The following is a 19,029-nucleotide window of genomic DNA, read 5'->3' on the forward strand; positions in this document are numbered from 1 at the left end:
CTTTCTGCCCATTCTCATCCTGTTGTAAATCCTACGTATCAACGCATAACTTCTCCGGAGCTTTAAAAAAAGCCATTTCTCTAGTATAGCACACTTCATTGAAACTTTATCCAAATGTCATGGGTTTGTCATGGTTTGTTCGAGAGCTACGGTTGTTACGACTCTTGAAAAAGGGCATAATTAAAATATAGTATTTATGATTCGAACTGGAGGCTGAAGTCATGACCTACAATGATACTTTTATCCGCGCTTGCCGCAAGCAAGCTGTGGATCATATTCCCGTATGGTACATGCGGCAGGCCGGAAGGTATGACCCTGAGTATCGCAAAATTAAAGAAAAATACACGTTGCTTGAGATATGCCGCCAGCCCGAGTTGGCCGCAGAAGTGACTTTAATGCCCGTGCGCAAGCTCGGGGTGGACGCTGCAATTTTATATTCTGATATTATGAATCCGGTGGCCTCGCTAGGGGTTGATTTTGATATTGTCAAAAATATTGGACCGGTTATTGATAATCCGATCCGGTCAGCTGCAGACGTAGACAAGTTGCGTCCAATTGATGTGGAACGCGATTTGGGCCATATTTTGGAAACGATCCGCATTTTGGACCGTGAACTGAAAGTGCCATTGATTACGTTCGCTGGAGCGCCTTTTACCATTGCAAGCTATTTAATAGAAGGAAGACCCTCCAAAGGATATATTCGCACCAAAGCGATGATGTATGGAGAGCCTGAGTTGTGGCATCGCCTGATGGATAAGCTAGGGGACATGGTTATTACATACGTGCGAGCTCATATCGCTAATGGCGGTAAGGCTTTTCAATTGTTTGATAGTTGGGTAGGTGCGCTCTCGCCCTATGATTTTCAAACTTTTGTGCTGCCGACTATCACACGTATTTTTCATGAATTATCTGATCTGGATGTACCTAAAATTTATTTTCCGGGCGTAAGCTCTGGTGAATTGCTCCCACACTTGAATGGGTTAAAAGCCGATGTGATTGGACTGGACTGGCGGGTAAGTATACCTGAAGGACGTCGTCGCTTGGGCAACGGTTTTGGTGTACAGGGAAATCTGGATCCTTATGTGCTTACTGCGCCAATAGATGTTATCAAGCAGTATGCGAAAACCATTGTAGATGAAGGTATCTTGGAGCCGGGTTACATTTTCAATCTCGGTCACGGTTTATTTCCTGAAGCCTCGCTAGATAAGCTAAGAGAGCTTACTGATTATGTACATGAGTATTCCCACTCGATTTTGTCAAAGAATTAAACCATTAGAAATGTTAAGAGGTGATCTGCTAATGAAAACCAAAGTGGGTGTACTGGTTATGTCCTACGGGACGCCAGAAAGTCTGGATCAGGTGGAAGCCTACTATACACATATCCGTCGCGGTAATGCTCCCTCGCCGGGACAGCTAAAGGAATTAAAGGATCGTTATGAAGCTATTGTGGGCGGTGTGTTTCCGCTGCGTCAGAATACGGATCGGCAGGTTCAAAACCTGCAGGAAACCCTAAATCGGGAAAATCGCAACCCGGACATTGAATTTGCCTGTTATCAGGGACTCAAACATGCGAAACCGTTTATTGAGGACGGTGTGGAAGCCATGGTGCAAGATGGCATTCGTGCTGCGGTGGGTGTCGTGCTGGCTCCGCATTATTCCGTTATGAGTGTAGGCACTTATATTAAGCGCGCACAGGCTAAGGCACAGGAACTGGATCTGGCCATATCATTTGTGGAGAGCTATTATCTTCATCCAAAGTTGATTAAGACGCTAACTGAGCGTGTGAACGCCAAGCTGGCGCTTTTTGAAGAAGCTGGAGCCAAGCGGGATGAGGTTCGTGTTCTATTTAGTGCGCACAGCTTGCCTGAGCGGATTTTGGCTATGGGTGATCCTTATGTAGAGCAATTAATGGCTACTTCGCAGGCTGTTGCGGATAAGGTGGGGATTACCAACTGGCAGTTTACGTGGCAAAGCGCCGGTCGTACAGCAGAACCATGGCTGGGGCCAGACATTTTGGATACCATGCACAGTCTTAAAGAGGAGCAAGTGGAGTATGTGCTGGCTGCACCAGTTGGCTTTGTTTCTGATCACTTAGAGGTGTTATACGATCTGGATATTGAAGCACAGGCGTTGGCGAAGGAATTGGATATGCGTTTTCAGCGTATTGATTCACTCAACAGTGATCCACTGTATATGGAGACGCTTAGTGATGTCATCATAGACCAATGGAAAAAGGGATGAGGACATAATGGAGCAAAGGTTACGTAATATTGTAATTGTAGGCGGAGGCTTGACCGGGCTTAGCACTGCTTTTTATACACGAAAAATGTACAAAGAAGCTGGCTACACACCTCGAATTACGCTGGTGGAGAAAGCATCCGTGCTGGGTGGAAAAATTGAAACACTGCATAAAGATGGTTTTGTGATTGAAAAGGGGCCAGATTCCTTTCTGGCCCGTAAAACGGCCATGATAGACCTGGCAAAAGAGCTGGAGTTGGATCATGAACTGGTGAGCACGAATCCTGAGGCTAAAAAGACATACATTTTGCATGAAGGACAGCTTCATCCGATGCCCCCTGGACTGGTGCTGGGGATTCCAACGGAGCTGAAACCCTTTTTGCGCAGCGGCTTGATCTCTTTAGGCGGGAAAATGCGGGCTATGATGGATTTTGTCATTCCGCCTCGCCGTGTACCGGGAGATGAGGCGTTGGGTGATTTTATTGAACGCCGACTTGGCAAAGAAGTGCTAGAAAATGTAACCGAACCACTATTGGCAGGGATTTATGCTGCCAACATGAAGACACTAAGTTTGCAAGCGACCTTCCCACAATTTGCTGAGGTAGAGAAGCAATACGGAAGTCTCATTCACGGAATGATGACAGGTCGAAAACCAGCTGAAACACATACGGGTACGAAAAAAAGCGCCTTTTTGACCTTCCGTCAAGGCTTGCAAAGTTTGGTGCATGCGTTACTGAATGATTTGTATGACTGTGATTTACGCACCGGTATTGCTGTTACAGAATTCACAAAGACACCGCCAAGTGAAGGCAGCCCATATCGCGTTATGCTGGACAATGGAGAGATGCTGGAGGCGGATGATATTTTTGTAACGACTCCCAACTTTGCTGCTGCGCCGCTATTGCGAGATCATGTCAATGTGGCTGCACTGGAAGCTGTTAATTACGTCTCCGTAGCAAACGTGGTCCTAGCCTTCGATAAAACAGATATTGAGAACGTCTTTGACGGTTCTGGTTTTCTGGTTCCTCGTAAAGAAGGACGCAGCGTGACCGCTTGCACATGGACGTCTGCCAAGTGGCTTCATACCAGCCCGGATGATAAGGTGCTGTTGCGCTGTTATGTAGGGCGAGCAGGAGCTGAAGACACTGTAGAGTTACCGGATGATGAGTTGATTGGACTGGTACGTAAGGATCTGAAAGAGATGATGGGAGTTACAGCGACTCCGTTGTTCACGGAAATTACACGTCTTCGCAATTCCATGCCGCAATATCCGGTAGGGCACCCGCAGGCTATAGCTGATTTGCGTGAAGAGTTACGCACTGAGATGCCGGGAGTGTATGTGTTGGGCGCTGGCTATGATGCAATTGGCTTACCGGATTGCATCCGTCAGGCTAAGGAATGGGCCTCCAATGCCGTCCAAACGACACAACAGGAAGCAGTCAAGGTACAGGTGTAAATGTTCGATAATGAACCCTTCGCGATCCAGGCGAGGGGTTCTATTTATATTGAAATTTGATATATAATGGAGAAGGTGTAAAGTTCGCCAGCTAATAAAGAAGTTATGCAAATGCAATAGCATAGAAGGAGTGAAGAATGTACCCTCCCAGATCACAGCGAAATGAAGGTCGCAAAAAAGCAAGAAAACCAAAAATAGGCAAGGCTTGGATCATTACAAATCTGGTCCTACTGCTTATGATTGTAGGTCTTTTCGGTTATTATTACATATTTGAACACGACAACAGTGGCTCTCTTGCGGAAAATGCCGGGTATTCGCAAACGGAGAAGAAAATCCAAACAGGATCTGCTAGTGAAGATCGGTCTACTCCCTCGGTCAGTGAAAATGTTACAGCCTTGTCAAATAAACAGCTGGATGAAGGCCCCCATGCAGAAAAGAAATTTGCTGACGATGAAACAAAGCAATCTGCTGCTTCAGACACAAGCAATCGTCCCGCGACAACGTCTGACACAGATGCTCCCGAAGGCAGTTCCACAGGAGCAAAATTGTCCTCGGGGAAAGACGGGCAAGCACAGAACGATACGTCCAATAAGGATATATACGACGGTAATCCATCCACCGATAAGGGAGGAACGGAGGATATAAAGAAATCCAAAACAGACGGTGCAGACTCTCCGACAGTCACGCTTCACTTTGTAGGGGATGTGCAGTTTTCCGGTAAAGTTGAGCAGCGTTTGGAGCAGAATGGGTTTGATTTTCCGTATCAATATCTCGGAAACTTGTTTCATAAAGACGATTTGACGATTGCCAATCTGGAAACGCCCGTGACAACGAATGGTGTGGGTGCGTTAAATAAAACGTATGTGTATAAATCTTCGCCCAAAGCGTTAACTGCGTTGGCTGCGGCAGGGATAGACGCTGTCAATTTGGCCAACAATCACATTTTGGATCAGGGCACAGGCGGATTACTGGATACACTGAAATACCTGGATGAAAAGGGTATAGCCCATGCTGGAGCCGGACGTAATGCAAAAGAAGCATATGCACCGCATTATTTTGAACGTAAAGGGATCAAAATTGCCTTGTTGGGGACTACACGTGTTATGCCTGAAGCCAACTGGAATGCGGGCGCCAAACAGCCCGGTGTAGCAGGAGCCTATGATTCGACCGCTATCGTAAAGTCTATCCGTGAGGCACGAATGCAGGCCGATCTGGTGATTGTCATTACCCATTGGGGGAAGGAGCGCGCAACTGCACTTGAGCCCCATCAAACCGAGTTATCGCACGCTTTTATTGATGCTGGAGCTGATCTTGTCATTGGCGGTCATCCACATGTGCTTCAAGGGATGGAGCAATATAAAGGTAAATGGATTGCATACAGCACAGGCAATTTTATTTTTTCTAAATCAACGGTGCCAGCCACTTGGGATACAGCGATATTTCAGGCAACCTGTACCCGTAATGGGGCTTGCGAGATGAAGCTGACCCCTTATCGGGCGGAGCTGGGTCAGCCGATCCCATTGAAGGATACGGAGGCCAGCAAAATTTTGCAGAGAGTGGCGGCACTGTCACCGGGAAATGTCTCGATTGGGACGGATGGTACAGTAAGTGCTCAATAGAATTTCGAAAGAAATTGTTAATATAAGAATTGACGGAATGAACGTATGAGGGACTCCTTTGTGGATGGAGGTCATAACAAGATGAATAATTTGTGTGTGGCTCACCGCGGTTTTTCGGGGATTGCTCCTGAGAACACGATGGCAGCCTTTCAGCTTGCGTTGGAGCAACCATTTGTACACTGGATTGAGCTGGATGTACAGCTGTCAAAGGACGGTGTTCCGGTGGTAATTCATGATTTTACGCTGGAGCGAACGACGAATGGTACAGGGAGAGTAAAGGATTCGGACTGGAAAGCATTGCAACAACTTGATGCTGGTAGCTGGAAAAGTGCAGAATACCGTGGAGAAATAATCCCCTCCCTCGCACAGGTACTGGATTTATGTCGTGGCCGCGTATCGCTCAATATTGAGCTTAAAACAGCGGGAGATATGTATCCAGGACTGGAGAAAGCCGTACTCCGTGAAATTGCGATGAGAGGGATGGAGGGAGAGGTGGTATTAACCTCTTTTGAGCGTGCTGCATTACGCCGGGCTAAGGAGCTGTGTCCTGAGATCCGTAGCGGATTGATTATTGACGCGCGTCCAGATGACTTGGCAAAGCAACTGGAACAGCTACAATGCACTTTTTTATCTATAGGCTATCCGCGTTTGGATCGAAACTCGATGAAAGATCTCACTGGACGCGGTATTACTGTCATGGCGTGGACGGTGGATGACCGCCGTATAATGCGGAAATTGGCCTCATTGCATCCTGAATTGATGATTTGCACCAATTGGCCGGATCGCTGGGAACGGGTTTTTTTGCTTTCCAAGCATCGGATGTGGCACTATATACGTAAACTTATACATTAATAATTGGACTACATACGCGGGAAGGGTGAAGGGTCGTAATGAACGTGGAAATTCGTAATGTTTACTGTGTTGGGCGCAATTATAAACTGCATGCGGAGGAGCTGGGTAATGAGGTTCCCGCAGAACCAATGATTTTTTTGAAGCCGTCTCATGCGGTTGTGCCGCTGGATGGCGCCACGCTGGAGCTTCCGCAGGGGCAGGGAGATATTCATTTTGAGACTGAGCTGGTTGTAGCTGTAGGACGTAAATACGAACCGGGCATGTCCGCAGATACGTGTCTGAACGCATTTGCATTCGGCATCGATTTTACCCTGCGTGATGTACAAAGTGCTCTCAAGAAAAAAGGCCATCCATGGACCGCCGCCAAAGGCTTTAAATCGTCTGCTCCCGTGACACCATTCCTGCCTTTAGAACAATTGGACATGCTGGAGCTGCAGGATTTTTCCTTGCTCAAAAATGGACAGGAAGTGCAGCGTGGACATGTCAAAAATATGATTTTTTCTATCCAGCACATCGTTGAATATATAGCGACTCATTATGGACTGGGCGAGGGAGATATTATTTTTACAGGTACTCCAGCAGGAGTAGGGCCTACAGCAAGCGGGGATCGCTTTGAGCTTTTCTGGGGGAGTGAGCGTCAGGGAAGCTTCACCATCGCATAAATTTGTGAACGGAATCCACAGAAGAGGATTAAAAAAGGGAATGTTTTGAAGGCCGTGTCCTGTGCCAAAGCATGGGACACGGCTTTTATATAAGCGTGGAGCGTTGTACAATAATATACAGAACGAATAAAGAAAAACGGAGATTCATTTCAAAAGCGGGGGTATATCATGGACTGGATCATCGGATTGCTTTGTGCTGCTGTGGTGGCGGGAGCTGCATTTTATAAAAAATCCTTAACCTTATCTGGCTTTGCTGCGGCTGTACTGATGGGAACCGTATATTATGGGGCGGGTAACCTGTTCTGGTTCGGCACATTGCTCTTGTTCTTTATCACGTCAACCCTCCTGTCGAGGTTCAAAAAGGAGCGCAAGGCTGAGCTGGAAAAATCGTATGCCAAAACCGGCAACCGGGATGCAGGCCAAGTATGGGCTAATGGGGGATTAGGTATGCTGTTATGCCTGGGTTATGCGATATGGCCCCATGTTACGTGGCAGCTGGCTTTTGTCGGTGTCATGGCTACGGTCACTTCCGATACGTGGGCAACGGAATTTGGCAGTCTGAGTCGTAAGCCACCCCGTTCAGTGCTTAACGGGAAGGTGCTGGCACCTGGAACCTCAGGCGGAGTATCTGTATTGGGAACGGCTGCGGCCTTGGCTGGGGGTGTACTGATTGGCATAGGTGCATGGGGCTTTGGACACGCCATAGGAACGCCGAGCTTGCCGTTATGGCTGTGGGCACTGGTTGGAGGTATCTCCGGTAGCGCCGGAGCCTTTGCTGATTCCTATCTTGGTGCTACGGTGCAAATGATGCGTTCCTGCACGGTTTGTGGACGGGAAGTAGAAGTAGACTCACATTGTGGACAAACGACAGTCTATGTACGAGGCTGGCGTTGGATGAGTAATGATCGGGTGAATAGCATTAGTTCTATTTTCGGAGGATTGGTCGCTCTTGCAGGTATTTTTCTTATACTCTGAACACGGAGCTGGGGATCGTTACAAGGGAATAATTATTATAAGAATTGACGGTGTTTCGATCCTTGTATAAGGAGGTGCTAAGATGGGCGATATACACGGAGATAAATATGAAGCCATTTTGGACGCCGCTTACACAGTCTTTGGCACCAAAGGCTTTTATGAAAGCAAAATTTCCGAGATTGCAGAACAAGCGGGAGTTGCCAAAGGCACAGTATACTTGTACTTTAAAAGCAAAGAGCAGCTATTTACAGCAGTCACACGTAGAGATTGCGAGCAATACCTAGCCGAAATGCAAGGCGCATTAATCAATCGTACTTTGGGAGAAGGTCTGCTGCGGATGGCAAATTTGCATCTGCACTACTATTTCAAGCGCAAGCAGCATACGAAATTATTTTTTATGACCCCCAACAGTGACCCCGATCTAATGGAGTTTATGCGGGGATTTATTCAGGACTATACTGATTTGGTCAAAAATAAACTGGCGTCAGAGGGTGTACAGCAGTCCGAGTTTCATGCGAAGGCATTCATTGGGATGTTGGAGCGCCTAAAAATGGATATTTTATTAAATAAAGATTTCCGAGAATGTGACGTGGATCAGACGGCTGAACTAGCAGCGAACTTATTTATGCATGGCTGTAAAGCCGGAATACAAAAATCCTGACATCTTATTGCTAAGAAACCGTACTGAATTCATTCAGATAACGGTTTTTTTAATCATTGGCTGTGTCTGTGTTAAAATAAACAGGATGCATCACAAAATTGGGGAAGAGTAGGGAATCCGTATGAATATTATGACCGTTGAACATATAACGAAAAGCTATGGCGAGAAAATGTTGTTTGAGGATGCTTCCTTTGGTATGGATGAACGTGACAAAATAGGGGTCGTTGGTGTAAATGGCACCGGTAAATCAACATTTTTACGCGTGATTTCCGGCTTAGAGCCGCCGGATGATGGCAATATTGCAGTGAACAACGATGTGCGAATTCAGTATCTAGCACAAAATCCGGAGTTTGATCCTGAAATGAAGGTACTCCAGCATATTTTTCATGGCAGTCAGCCTGAGATGAAAGCGGTCCGTGAATACACAGAAACCATGGAGTTGTTGGAATTAAATCCGGGTAGCGAGGAGCTTCAAAAACGTCTATTGCGAGCAAGTCAGCAAATGGATACGTTCCAGGCATGGCAGCTGGAGAGTGAGGCCAAAAATATACTTACCCGACTGGGGATCACCCAGTTTGAGTCTCGTATGGGCGTTCTATCCGGTGGGCAACGTAAGCGGGTGGCTTTGGCGGCGGCTTTGATCCAACCCTGCGAGCTGCTCATTCTGGACGAGCCCACAAACCATATTGATAATGAGTCCGTTGAATGGTTGGAGCAGTATTTGCAAAAAAGACGTGGTGCGTTGTTAATGATCACGCATGATCGCTATTTTCTGGATAGAGTTGCAAATGTCATGCTGGAGCTCGATCATGGTCGCCTTTTCCGTTATGAGGCTAACTATACCCGTTTTCTGGAGCTGAAGGCAGAACGCGAGGAGCGGGAAGCGTCTACGGAACAAAAAAGGAAGAACCTGCTGCGTAATGAGCTGGCTTGGATCCGCCGTGGAGCAAAGGCTCGTTCCACCAAGCAGAAAGCGCGTATTGACCGATATGAGCAGCTTAGGGATCAGCAACCGGAAGCTCGTTCTGGATCTGTAGATATGTCCGTCGCCTCCACACGTCTGGGTAAAAAAATATTGGAGATCGAGCATCTTTCCAAATCGGTAGATTCTCGTAAGCTAATACAGGATTTGAGCTACATTGCGGTTCCTGGTGATCGTGTTGGTATCCTAGGTCCTAACGGTAGTGGGAAATCCACTTTGCTCCAAATGATTGCCCAGCATATAGAACCGGATTCCGGCAACGTTGTGCTGGGACCGACGGTGAAGCTTGGCTATTTTACTCAGGAACATCAGGAAATGAACGAGTCTTTACGTGTTATTGAATATATTAAGGAAGAAGCCGAAGTGATTCGTACAGCAGACGGTTCGACGATTACAGCTGCACAAATGCTGGAGCGTTTCCTGTTCGCACCAAGCGCGCAATGGACGGTTATTTCCAGGCTGTCCGGGGGTGAAAAACGGCGCTTGTATCTGCTTCGTGTTCTGATGTCGGCACCGAATGTGCTATTGCTGGATGAACCAACAAATGATCTGGATATTCAAACCCTTTCCGTTTTGGAAGACTATCTGGATGAATTCCCGGGCGTGGTGTTTATTGTTTCTCATGATCGCTATTTCCTGGATCGAACAGTGGACAAAATACTGGCGTTTGAAGGGGATGGACAGGTACGTGTACATGTAGGCGACTATAGCGAGTATGCAGAATGGATTAGTAAAAATGCTCAATCTTCTGTGAATACGTCTGTCTCGACGAGTACGGCTTCCTCGAATCGCTCTTCCACGCCTAAGTCTGCGGGTCCTTCCGAGTCAGTCAAGGAGACAAGTAAAACCAAGCTTAAATTCACCTTTAAGGAACAGCGGGAATATGAGCAAATTGATGAGCTGATTGAACAAGCCGAACAGAAGTTGGCCGACATTCAGCGGCAGATGGAAGAGTCTTTTAGTGATTCAGCACGACTACAGGAGCTCATGGCTGAGCAAGCGAAGGCAGAACAGCATTTGGAGCACCAAATGGAACGCTGGACCTACCTTAATGAGCTGGCCGAGCAGATTGAACAAAGTAAATCTTAAGCAATGATAAAGCCACATTAATAGCATTCTGCCAGAGCTATTTCTTCATGTTGCTCAGACTAAAAAAGCAAGTATCCGAAAAACCGGAAGACTTGCTTTTTTATTTACTGATCTATTCGACGATGTAACAGGCTGATTGTCGTTATTCGAATTAAACTGTCACATAAGCTGCAAGCAGATGGGCAGTGTTCACCACGGCCTGCTTGTGCGTGCGCTCCATAGCATGGGAGGCGTGTACGCCAGGGCCGATCAACGCAGCACGGATGTTATTACCTGCTCGTAGTGCAGCCGAAGCGTCCGAACCGTAGTGTGGATAAATATCTACCGCATGCGGAATATTCAGCTCTTTGGCCAGCTCAATTAGACGGGTTGTCATAGTATAGTCGTAAGGCCCGGAGGAATCTTTGGCACAGATAGAAACATCCGTTTCCTTGCAGCTCAGATCTTCACCCATACAGCCCATATCGACAGCTATCATCTCACTGATTCCTTCAGGTATGTAAGCCGCTCCGTGCCCCACTTCCTCGTAGTTAGAAATGAGCAATTTAACGGTATGTCGAGGCTTCCAGTTTCCATGTACAGCAGATTCCAGTAAACCAAACAGCGCAGCTACACTAGCTTTATCATCCAGATGCCGTGACTTGATAAATCCACTTGGTGTTACGACTGGACGCGCATCGAACGAAATAAAATCGCCCACTGCAATACCGAGCTGAAGCACGTCTTCTTTTGACTCGACAAGCTCGTCAATCCGTACCTCCATATGGCTCTCCTTGCGCTCAAAGCTCCGTGCATCATCATAGACGTGCACAGATGGATGGCTGGACAGAATAGTGCCTGTATACGTTTGTCCGCTTCTGGTATGAATAAGGCAGTATTCATTCTCAATACTGTTCATCATGAAGCCGCCGACGGATGTCAGACGTAGGGTGCCTTGTGCTGTAATGGAACGCACCATTGCGCCCAATGTATCCACATGTGCGCTCAGCGCCACCGTATGGTCCGTTTCCTGACCTTCCAGAGTCAAGATGGCACCGCCTTTTGCATTCCATTCGATTTGTACCCCGAGGCTTTCCGCTTCTTGACGAATCAGCTCCATCACATGGTGTGTATATCCACTGGGACTGGGTGTGTTCAGTAGCTGATTTAAAAAGTTCATCATATAATTCTCATTTAATTGAATCGTCATTTGTTGCTCCTCCTCATTTGGACAACCGATCAGAGTTAGAGGACGGTTGCTCTATATCTTGGTCGGATGTAGACCCTGTGCTGGAAGAACCAGTCGTGTCATAGATCACATCCGCGTTTGCTTCTACCGTGGATGTGTGCTCTTCTTGTAGTGTATGAAGCTGAGTCGTCAGACGTTTAATCTCCCTCTGAAGCCTATATTGGCGGAAAATACCGAAAGAACCGACAATAAGTCCACCTAGAAGAGTGCAACCGAGAATAAGCAGAATCAAAGGAATGCTGACCATACTGAATAGAAGGTTCACTTGAACCGAATTCACATTAATAACAGCAAATACAGCTGTTAACAAAGCAATAACAAGAGCTGCGATCAAAGACCATTGTGTTTTCAAAATGCCACCTCCTTCCGTTACATTATAAAATCCCTTGCCCGCCATGGACAAGGGATTTATCCGTGCATCATTTCAATGCTGGATTTTAAGTGCGCACGGTTTTACTTTCCTTCAGTTAGCTTTTCCATTTCTGTGATGACTTCTTCGAATACGCTCATCGCTTCGCGAATCGGCTGCGGAGAGGACATGTCAACGCCAGCTTTTTTCAAAATATTGATTGAATAATCACTGCCACCGCTCTTCAAGAAGCCCAAGTAACGGTCAACGGCTGGCTGGCCTTCTTCCAGAATCTGTTTCGAGAAACTGGTTGCTGCCGAGAAGCCAGTAGCATATTTGTAGACATAAAAACTGTTATAAAAATGGGGGATTCGTGCCCATTCCATTTCAATGTCTTTATCTACCTTCATGCCTGGTCCGTGGTATTTCACATTCAGATCATAGTAAATCTCTGATAAAAGCTGCGGTGTGAGGGATTCCCCCTGTTCAGCGCGTTCATGTACAATTTTCTCAAATTCCGCAAACATGGTTTGACGGAATACCGTTGTGCGGAATTGATCTGCATAGTAGGTGAGAAGGTACATTTTCTCTTTTGGATCGGTTGATTTGTTCAGCAGGTAGTCCATTAGCAACGCTTCATTGGTTGTGGATGCCACTTCAGCCAGGAAAATGGTGTACTGTGCATCTCTATACTTCAATGCGTTGTCTGAATAGTACGAATGCAACGCATGCCCCATTTCATGAGCAAGTGTGAACATGCTGTTCAGGTTATTTTTATGATTCAGCAACACATAGGGGTGGGTACCATAAGCTCCCCAACTGTATGCACCCGTACGTTTGTTTTCATTCTCGTATACGTCGATCCAGCGCTCATCATAGCCTTTTTGCAACGAAGCCAGATAGTCCGCGCCCAGTGGCTTAAGGCCTTCCTTTGTTTGCTTTTTGGCGTCTTCATACGTAATGTCCATCTTGTATTCGTCCACAAGTGGAGCGAACAAATCATACATATGGAGCTCATCCACACCTAACAACTTCTTACGCAACTTCATGTAACGATGGAGCAGGGGCAAGCTTTCATGAATGGTGTCAATGAGATTCGTATACACTTCCTTCGGAATATTGTCACCGTATAGTGACATTTCCAGTACAGAAGGGTATTTGCGAACACGAGAATAAAAAATATTTTTGTTCACATTGGCACTTAGTGTAGAAGCAATTGTATTTTTATTTTTGGCATACGTGTCATACACCGCTTTAAAAGCACGTTCGCGTACTTCGCGGTGTGGACTTTCGAGGAATTGAATGTAGCTGCCATGAGTCAGCTCAACCTCTTTGCCGTTCTCATCCTTAATTTTTGGAAACTTCAGATCAGCATTGTTGAGCATGCCGAAAATCGTTTGCGGGGCTTGAGCCAGATTGCCAACCTGAGCGAGCAGCGCTTCTTCTGTCTTGCCCAAAATATGTGCTTTTTCCCGCTTCATTTCTTGAAGGGTGAACCGATAATCTGCAAGCTTCGGATCTTCAATGAAGGCATCGAGCTGATGATCTGGCAGTGCCAAAATTTCAGGTGTCACAAAAGAAAGAGACTCGCTAACCTCAACGCCTAATTTTTTGGCTTTTTGCGAAAGACCCTGGTATGTAGGTTCAGCTGTATCCTCATCATGATGCAGATGTGCGTACACATATACACGCTCGGTTTTGAGCGACAATTCATCTTCCAATTTAAAGCAGTTGCCAATCGATTCTGCTGAATTGAGCTTGCCTTGGAATTGTTCAGCCTTTTTGGCTAGTTGTTTGACTTCTTCGTATTCTTGATCCCATGCTTTGCGGTTGGGAAACAGATCTTCCAATTTCCATGTATTTTCCACTGGCGCATCAGCGCGTTTTACAATTTCACTCATGGAGAGCCTCCTCTGATCGAACGTAATGTGGGGTAGGGCTGCGGCAGTAAGGGACGGATGCCAAAACGAAGAAACCGCCACGCTTACCGTAAGCAGCAGGGCAAGAGGTTTTACAGGATGCATGTAACGGCAGATCCTCCTTATACCATGGCTTGTTATGCCATAGTATGACCTCTTACGCCCGAAAGTATAATTTTCCTTACTGTGGGTTGGAACCTATATTTAATAAGCTGTATACAATGAGATAAAAGGCAAGGCAAACCATGATTACAGCAGTGAGGGCCATCCACTTTTTGAGAGGAGTCGGTATCGTATCACGCTTCATGATCAGCACTCCGCCCAGCGTGAAGGCCAGAATAATGAAGATGAGATAGCTGTTGGACACCATGAATAGGCTAGACCTGTTTGAAAGCGTTCATGATCCGCTGCCACTCTTCCTCATTATCTTGAAAGGACTGCTTGGGAAACCGATTTTGAGCCCAATGCATCAGCGCCGGGCGGCTTAAAAACGTGTGGGCTTCCTCGCCCCAATCATCGGATATTTCCCGTAGAACGATGTAACGGCCCTGCACCTCGACAGTCATCATGTTCCAATTGTCTTTTTTGTATATTTCGTGTTTTTTCATCATATGCATGTCTCCGATTTTATAGATGTTTTGGTTCATGATACCGCAGTTTCCGCCGCAAAAGCAAATCATTCCAGCCCAAAAAACCCGGAAAAACATCAATTGCATTGTGAAAAAGCATGAAGTATAATATGGATATTCGCCATAGATGGCGGTATTTTTAGGAGGTTGTTCACTTGAAAGGTACAGTTAAATGGTTTAACGCAGAAAAAGGTTATGGCTTCATTCAAATGGATGGTGGCGAGGACGTATTCGTACATTTCTCCGCAATCCAAGGCGACGGCTTTAAAACTTTGGAAGAAGGTCAAGCGGTTGAATTCGAAATTACTGAAGGTAACCGTGGACCCCAAGCAGCTAACGTAATCAAACTGTAAGTGTAACTGAATTGTAAGAATGGTTCCGTTTCTACGGATGTCTTATATATTACGGTTAAACTATGAATTGAGAGCGCAGTTCCTTTATTTTAAGGGACTGCGCTTTTTTGCGTAAATACGTTTATGATATGAGAAGATTGAGCAGGAATAGGGTATTATACGTAATAAAACTAGGCAGAAGACATTATAGATTGAAGGAGTTGAGAAAATGAGTGCAGCAGAGGCTAGTCGTAAGCCTTGCTTGATTGAAGGTCCTATTGCTAAAACGCTGTTTATGTTCTCTTTGCCGATGCTGTTCGGCAACATTCTGCAGTCCCTGAATGGAACGATTAATTCGATCTGGGTTGGGAAATTTCTGGGGGAGGCCGCCTTGACTGCCGCTTCCAACGGAAATATTATAATGTTTTTTCTTATCAGTTCGATTTTTGGCGTCACCATGGCTGCCAGTATTATGATTGGACAAAATATCGGAGCAGGAGACGTAGCTGAAACCAAGCGTGTAGTAGGTACAAGTGCAGTCTTTTTTCTGGTGCTCGCTTTTGCTATAGGTATTATCGGATTTTTGAGTGCGCCTTGGATACTTCATGTACTCAATACCCCTGCTGAATCGGTAGATATGGCGATCACGTATACGCGTATTATTTTCGCAGGCATGCCCTTTTTGTACGGCTATAATTACATCATGACTGTAATGAGAGGGGCTGGAGATTCCAAAACACCATTTTATTTTCTGATCGTTTCCGTCGTACTGGATGTACTACTCAACCCGCTGTTCATATTCGGATGGGGACCGATTCCTGCTATGGGCATTGGAGGTTCCGCTACTGCTACCCTGATTGCTCAAGGGATCAGCTTTGTGTTGATTCTCATTTATCTATATCGTGTAAAATATTTTTTGCGCATTACATCTTCAGAGCTTCACTTACTTAGATTTGATTGGAAGATTATTTGGACCCTAGTCCGTAAGGGAGTGCCGATGGGGTTGCAAATGATTGCTGTCTCTACCAGTGCGATTGCTTTAATGAATCTGATTAACGGCTACGGGACAGTTGCAGCTGCAGCTTATACAGCAGCCAATAATTTGTCCAGCTATGTGCAGATGCCGGCAATGGCGTTAGGTGCAGCTGTTTCTTCCTTTGCCGCTCAAAATATCGGAGCCGGACGTTGGGATCGAGTGCGCACAACAACCTGGATTGGGATTGTGTATAATTTTGTGTTGACTGGTGGAGCAGTGGTATTGATTTACATGTTTAACCGTCAGGCCTTGCTCATGTTCCTTCCTTCTACGGGGGGTGCATTGGAATTGGGTATGCGGATTAATCTGATCACCTTGTGGTCTTTTGTTATATTCGGTATTACCAATGTCATTACAGGTGTTGTTCGATCAACGGGTTCCGTAATGGTACCGCTTTTAATTACCATTATTTCATTATGGGGCATTCGTATACCTCTGGCCTATGCATTTGTCGATGAGTATGGTCTAGATGCTGTATGGTGGAGCTTTCCTGTTGGTTTTGCTATCTCTGCCGTTGCAGTCATCTTCTATTATGCTTTCGGGAAATGGAAGCAGGCAAGCATGGGGGAGGGAATCCAAAACGTGAAGCCAACAGAGGACAAGGGTTAGGTAGGCCATTTATACTATTTGCGAATAAAGTCTTATAAGGATAGATTTTGTGTATCTCCTATTTTTGACTAATGAAACATTACAGGTGTAAAGTCTTTTTGTAAGAACAGCTCATTTTTCTTGAATTTTAAAGAAAAAAGTGAGGTTGTTCATTTGTGCTAAAAGGACGATCATATTATAATGAATATGGTTTGGATAGGTATAATTACGTAGACAACAATGTGGAGGCACCGTCATTTGAGTTATGTTGAGCAAGGACGTTATCAAGTACCGAGAGGCCCCATAGGTCTAATGAGCCGAATGTACAAGCACATTCTCCCTGAAACGAAACAAGAATTGAGTAACTGGAAGAGCAAGGCCGAACAAATTCCGGACCCGGAGCTGCGAAGCCAGGCGCTTGCGAGCATAGCGGATAAAACGTTTCACTGCGTGGGTGGGGCGGTTTATGCCGCAGCCAATATGTCTGCTCGGCAGACGCTAATTCCGCTGATCGTAGCGTATCAGACCATTAGTGATTATTTGGACAACCTGTGTGATCGCAGTACGTCCATGGACCCGGATGATTTCAGGCTGCTGCATCAGGCTATGCTGGATGCGGTTAATCCGAAGGCTATGCCAGTGAATTATTATGAGTTGCGTCGTGAGCAGGAGGATGGCGGTTATTTGACCGGGCTGGTGACAACCTGTCAGTCTTGTATAAGCAGGCTTCCGGGCTATGAGGCGGCAATGCCTTACGTTCAGGATTTGGCGCGATTATACACGGATTTGCAAGTATACAAGCATATTAAACCCGAGCTGCGGGAACAAGCGCTTTTGGACTGGTGGTCGCTTCATAAAGACCGTACACCAGAGTTGCGCTGGAATGAGTTTGCTGCGGCTACCGGTTCAACTCTGGGGGTCTTTATGCTGTTTCTTGCTGCCAGCGACCAGCATCTGACAGATGCGGGGGCTGCCTCAATACATGCATCGTATTTTCCACATGTGTGCAGTCTTCATATTTTGCTGGATTATCTAATCGATCAAGACGAAGACCGGAAGGGCGGAGATCTTAACTTTTGCAATTATTATGAAGATACCGACATGATGCTAAACCGGATCGCCTACGTTGTGAATCGGGCGCGGGCTGATATTGCAGATGTCCCTGCCAGCTCCTTTCACCGGATGATTATCGAGGGATTGCTGGCTTTATATTTATCCGACCCTAAAGTTAGCGAGCAGCAAGACGTTCGCGCTGTTTCGAGACGTTTAATGAAAAATAGTCCGCTCATGCGTTTGTTTTTCTTATTAAACAGTCGATGGATAAGAAGGCTTATATGATTATTTTGAGGAGGTCATAAACCATGACAGCAGTTAAGAAAATTGCAGTATTAACAAGTGGTGGAGATTCACAAGGGATGAACGCGGCAGTTCGCGCCGTCGTACGTAGCGGATTGTATTTTGGACTGGAAGTATTCGGAATTCAACGTGGTTATCAAGGCCTTTTGAACGACGATATTTTTCCAATGGATCTGAGAAGCGTCGGAGATATTATCCAACGTGGGGGTACTGTACTTCAATCTGCAAGATGCCTGGAATTTACGACTGAAGAAGGGCAGAAAAAAGGCGCGCAAATTTTGCGTGACCGTGGGATTGACGGCGTAGTCGTGATTGGTGGAGACGGTTCCTACCAAGGAGCTAACAAACTGACCAAGCAAGGCATTAAAACCATGTGTCTTCCGGGTACGATTGACAATGACATTTCCTTCACGGACTACACGATTGGTTTTGATACAGCGGTTAGTATCGTAGTGGACGCAATCAACAAGCTGCGGGATACAATGTCATCTCATGAACGTTCTTCCATTGTGGAAGTTATGGGACGTCATTGTGGTGATATTGCTCTGCATGCGGGTCTGGCTTCTGGCGCAGAAACAATTTTGGTGCCTGAGGTAGAATTTGACCTGAACGAAGTATCTGATCGTATGAAACAAAATTTCAAGCATGGCAAGCGCCACAGTATTATTATCGTTGCGGAAGGCGTAGGCAAAGGCGAAAATGTAGCAAAGGTAATCCAAGAAAACTGTCCGGATTATGAGCCTCGTGTTACAGTGCTTGGACACATCCAACGTGGAGGCACACCAACCGCGTTTGACCGCAACCTGGCGAGCCGTTTGGGTGACTTTGCTGTTCGCCAATTGATCGAGGGCATATCTGATAAGGCTTGCGGAACGATCGACGGTAAGTTGGTAGCTACAGATATTGACAAGGTTGTAAATACTAAAAAAGATTTCAACATGGAGCTTTATGAACTTGCTTTGCGTTTGTCCCAATAATAAGAGCCTTCTACGTACAGTAGATCGGTTCTGATATTGGAAAAGATCAAAATTATGCGGATGACCCGAGTCATCCGCTAT

At 46.1% G+C, this 19,029-nt stretch carries 18 protein-coding genes; 13 read left to right on the forward strand and 5 right to left on the reverse strand.

What is annotated here, in order from left to right:
• Positions 1 to 221: 221 nt before the first annotated feature.
• The 9 genes from hemE (at position 222) to ACYCS5_RS23620 (ending at position 10,534) form a co-directional block, all read left to right on the forward strand.
• The gene (gene hemE / locus ACYCS5_RS23580) at positions 222 to 1,268 is read left to right on the forward strand and encodes a uroporphyrinogen decarboxylase (RefSeq protein WP_039269982.1); all 1,047 of its coding nucleotides are present in this window, start codon (positions 222 to 224) and stop codon (positions 1,266 to 1,268) included.
• A gap of 31 nt (positions 1,269 to 1,299) precedes the next feature.
• Complete coding sequence (gene hemH, locus ACYCS5_RS23585) at positions 1,300 to 2,241, forward strand: ferrochelatase (protein ID WP_039269983.1); 942 nt, start codon at positions 1,300 to 1,302, stop codon at positions 2,239 to 2,241.
• 7 nt (positions 2,242 to 2,248) lie between these two features.
• Positions 2,249 to 3,694 carry a protoporphyrinogen oxidase gene (hemG, locus tag ACYCS5_RS23590; protein WP_459760203.1) on the forward strand — a complete coding sequence of 482 codons (1,446 nt, stop codon included), beginning with the start codon at positions 2,249 to 2,251 and terminating at the stop codon, positions 3,692 to 3,694.
• Between the two features lie 137 nt (positions 3,695 to 3,831).
• Positions 3,832 to 5,313 carry a CapA family protein gene (locus tag ACYCS5_RS23595; RefSeq protein WP_459760204.1) on the forward strand — a complete coding sequence of 494 codons (1,482 nt, stop codon included), beginning with the start codon at positions 3,832 to 3,834 and terminating at the stop codon, positions 5,311 to 5,313.
• Between the two features lie 81 nt (positions 5,314 to 5,394).
• Positions 5,395 to 6,165, forward strand: coding sequence for a glycerophosphodiester phosphodiesterase (locus ACYCS5_RS23600; protein ID WP_459760205.1), 771 nt, complete (start codon positions 5,395 to 5,397; stop codon positions 6,163 to 6,165).
• Positions 6,166 to 6,203: 38 nt separating this feature from the next.
• The gene (locus ACYCS5_RS23605) at positions 6,204 to 6,827 is read left to right on the forward strand and encodes a fumarylacetoacetate hydrolase family protein (RefSeq protein WP_069011075.1); all 624 of its coding nucleotides are present in this window, start codon (positions 6,204 to 6,206) and stop codon (positions 6,825 to 6,827) included.
• Positions 6,828 to 6,995: 168 nt separating this feature from the next.
• Positions 6,996 to 7,802, forward strand: a complete 807-nt coding sequence (locus ACYCS5_RS23610; RefSeq protein WP_029516695.1) for a DUF92 domain-containing protein — start codon at positions 6,996 to 6,998, stop codon at positions 7,800 to 7,802.
• 82 nt (positions 7,803 to 7,884) lie between these two features.
• Positions 7,885 to 8,463 (forward strand): TetR/AcrR family transcriptional regulator, encoded by a 579-nt coding sequence (locus ACYCS5_RS23615; protein ID WP_029516696.1) that lies wholly within the window; start codon positions 7,885 to 7,887, stop codon positions 8,461 to 8,463.
• Between the two features lie 121 nt (positions 8,464 to 8,584).
• The gene (locus tag ACYCS5_RS23620) at positions 8,585 to 10,534 is read left to right on the forward strand and encodes an ABC-F family ATP-binding cassette domain-containing protein (protein ID WP_459760206.1); all 1,950 of its coding nucleotides are present in this window, start codon (positions 8,585 to 8,587) and stop codon (positions 10,532 to 10,534) included.
• Positions 10,535 to 10,685: 151 nt separating this feature from the next.
• Here the strand turns inward: ACYCS5_RS23620 and ACYCS5_RS23625 are convergent, their stop codons facing one another.
• The 5 genes from ACYCS5_RS23625 to ACYCS5_RS23645 form a co-directional block, all read right to left on the reverse strand.
• The gene (locus tag ACYCS5_RS23625) at positions 10,686 to 11,723 is read right to left on the reverse strand and encodes a M42 family metallopeptidase (protein WP_029516698.1); all 1,038 of its coding nucleotides are present in this window, start codon (positions 11,721 to 11,723) and stop codon (positions 10,686 to 10,688) included.
• A 13-nt stretch (positions 11,724 to 11,736) separates the two neighbouring features.
• Entirely contained in the window at positions 11,737 to 12,159 is a 423-nt protein-coding gene (locus tag ACYCS5_RS23630) for a LapA family protein (RefSeq protein ID WP_340931884.1), read from the reverse strand.
• Positions 12,160 to 12,215: 56 nt separating this feature from the next.
• Positions 12,216 to 14,012 carry an oligoendopeptidase F gene (pepF, locus tag ACYCS5_RS23635; RefSeq protein WP_029516700.1) on the reverse strand — a complete coding sequence of 599 codons (1,797 nt, stop codon included), beginning with the start codon at positions 14,010 to 14,012 and terminating at the stop codon, positions 12,216 to 12,218.
• A 199-nt stretch (positions 14,013 to 14,211) separates the two neighbouring features.
• On the reverse strand, positions 14,212 to 14,400 hold the full coding sequence (locus tag ACYCS5_RS23640) for a hypothetical protein (protein ID WP_025715827.1): 189 nt from the start codon (positions 14,398 to 14,400) through the stop codon (positions 14,212 to 14,214).
• 7 nt (positions 14,401 to 14,407) lie between these two features.
• A complete protein-coding gene (locus tag ACYCS5_RS23645) occupies positions 14,408 to 14,641 on the reverse strand; it encodes a hypothetical protein (protein WP_013309704.1) in 234 nt (77 codons plus the stop codon).
• A gap of 227 nt (positions 14,642 to 14,868) precedes the next feature.
• On the opposite strand from ACYCS5_RS23645, the gene ACYCS5_RS23650 reads away from it, so the two are divergent.
• From ACYCS5_RS23650 to pfkA, 4 genes are all read left to right on the forward strand, one after another.
• The gene (locus ACYCS5_RS23650; protein WP_311083471.1) at positions 14,869 to 15,012 is read left to right on the forward strand and encodes a cold shock domain-containing protein; all 144 of its coding nucleotides are present in this window, start codon (positions 14,869 to 14,871) and stop codon (positions 15,010 to 15,012) included.
• Positions 15,013 to 15,220: 208 nt separating this feature from the next.
• Positions 15,221 to 16,636, forward strand: coding sequence for an MATE family efflux transporter (locus tag ACYCS5_RS23655; protein WP_459760207.1), 1,416 nt, complete (start codon positions 15,221 to 15,223; stop codon positions 16,634 to 16,636).
• A 237-nt stretch (positions 16,637 to 16,873) separates the two neighbouring features.
• A complete protein-coding gene (locus ACYCS5_RS23660) occupies positions 16,874 to 17,953 on the forward strand; it encodes a tetraprenyl-beta-curcumene synthase family protein (protein WP_459760208.1) in 1,080 nt (359 codons plus the stop codon).
• Positions 17,954 to 17,976: 23 nt separating this feature from the next.
• Positions 17,977 to 18,948 (forward strand): 6-phosphofructokinase, encoded by a 972-nt coding sequence (gene pfkA, locus ACYCS5_RS23665; RefSeq protein WP_029516704.1) that lies wholly within the window; start codon positions 17,977 to 17,979, stop codon positions 18,946 to 18,948.
• Positions 18,949 to 19,029 lie beyond the last annotated feature (81 nt).

It is taken from the genome of Paenibacillus sp. SEL3 (assembly GCF_054602585.1).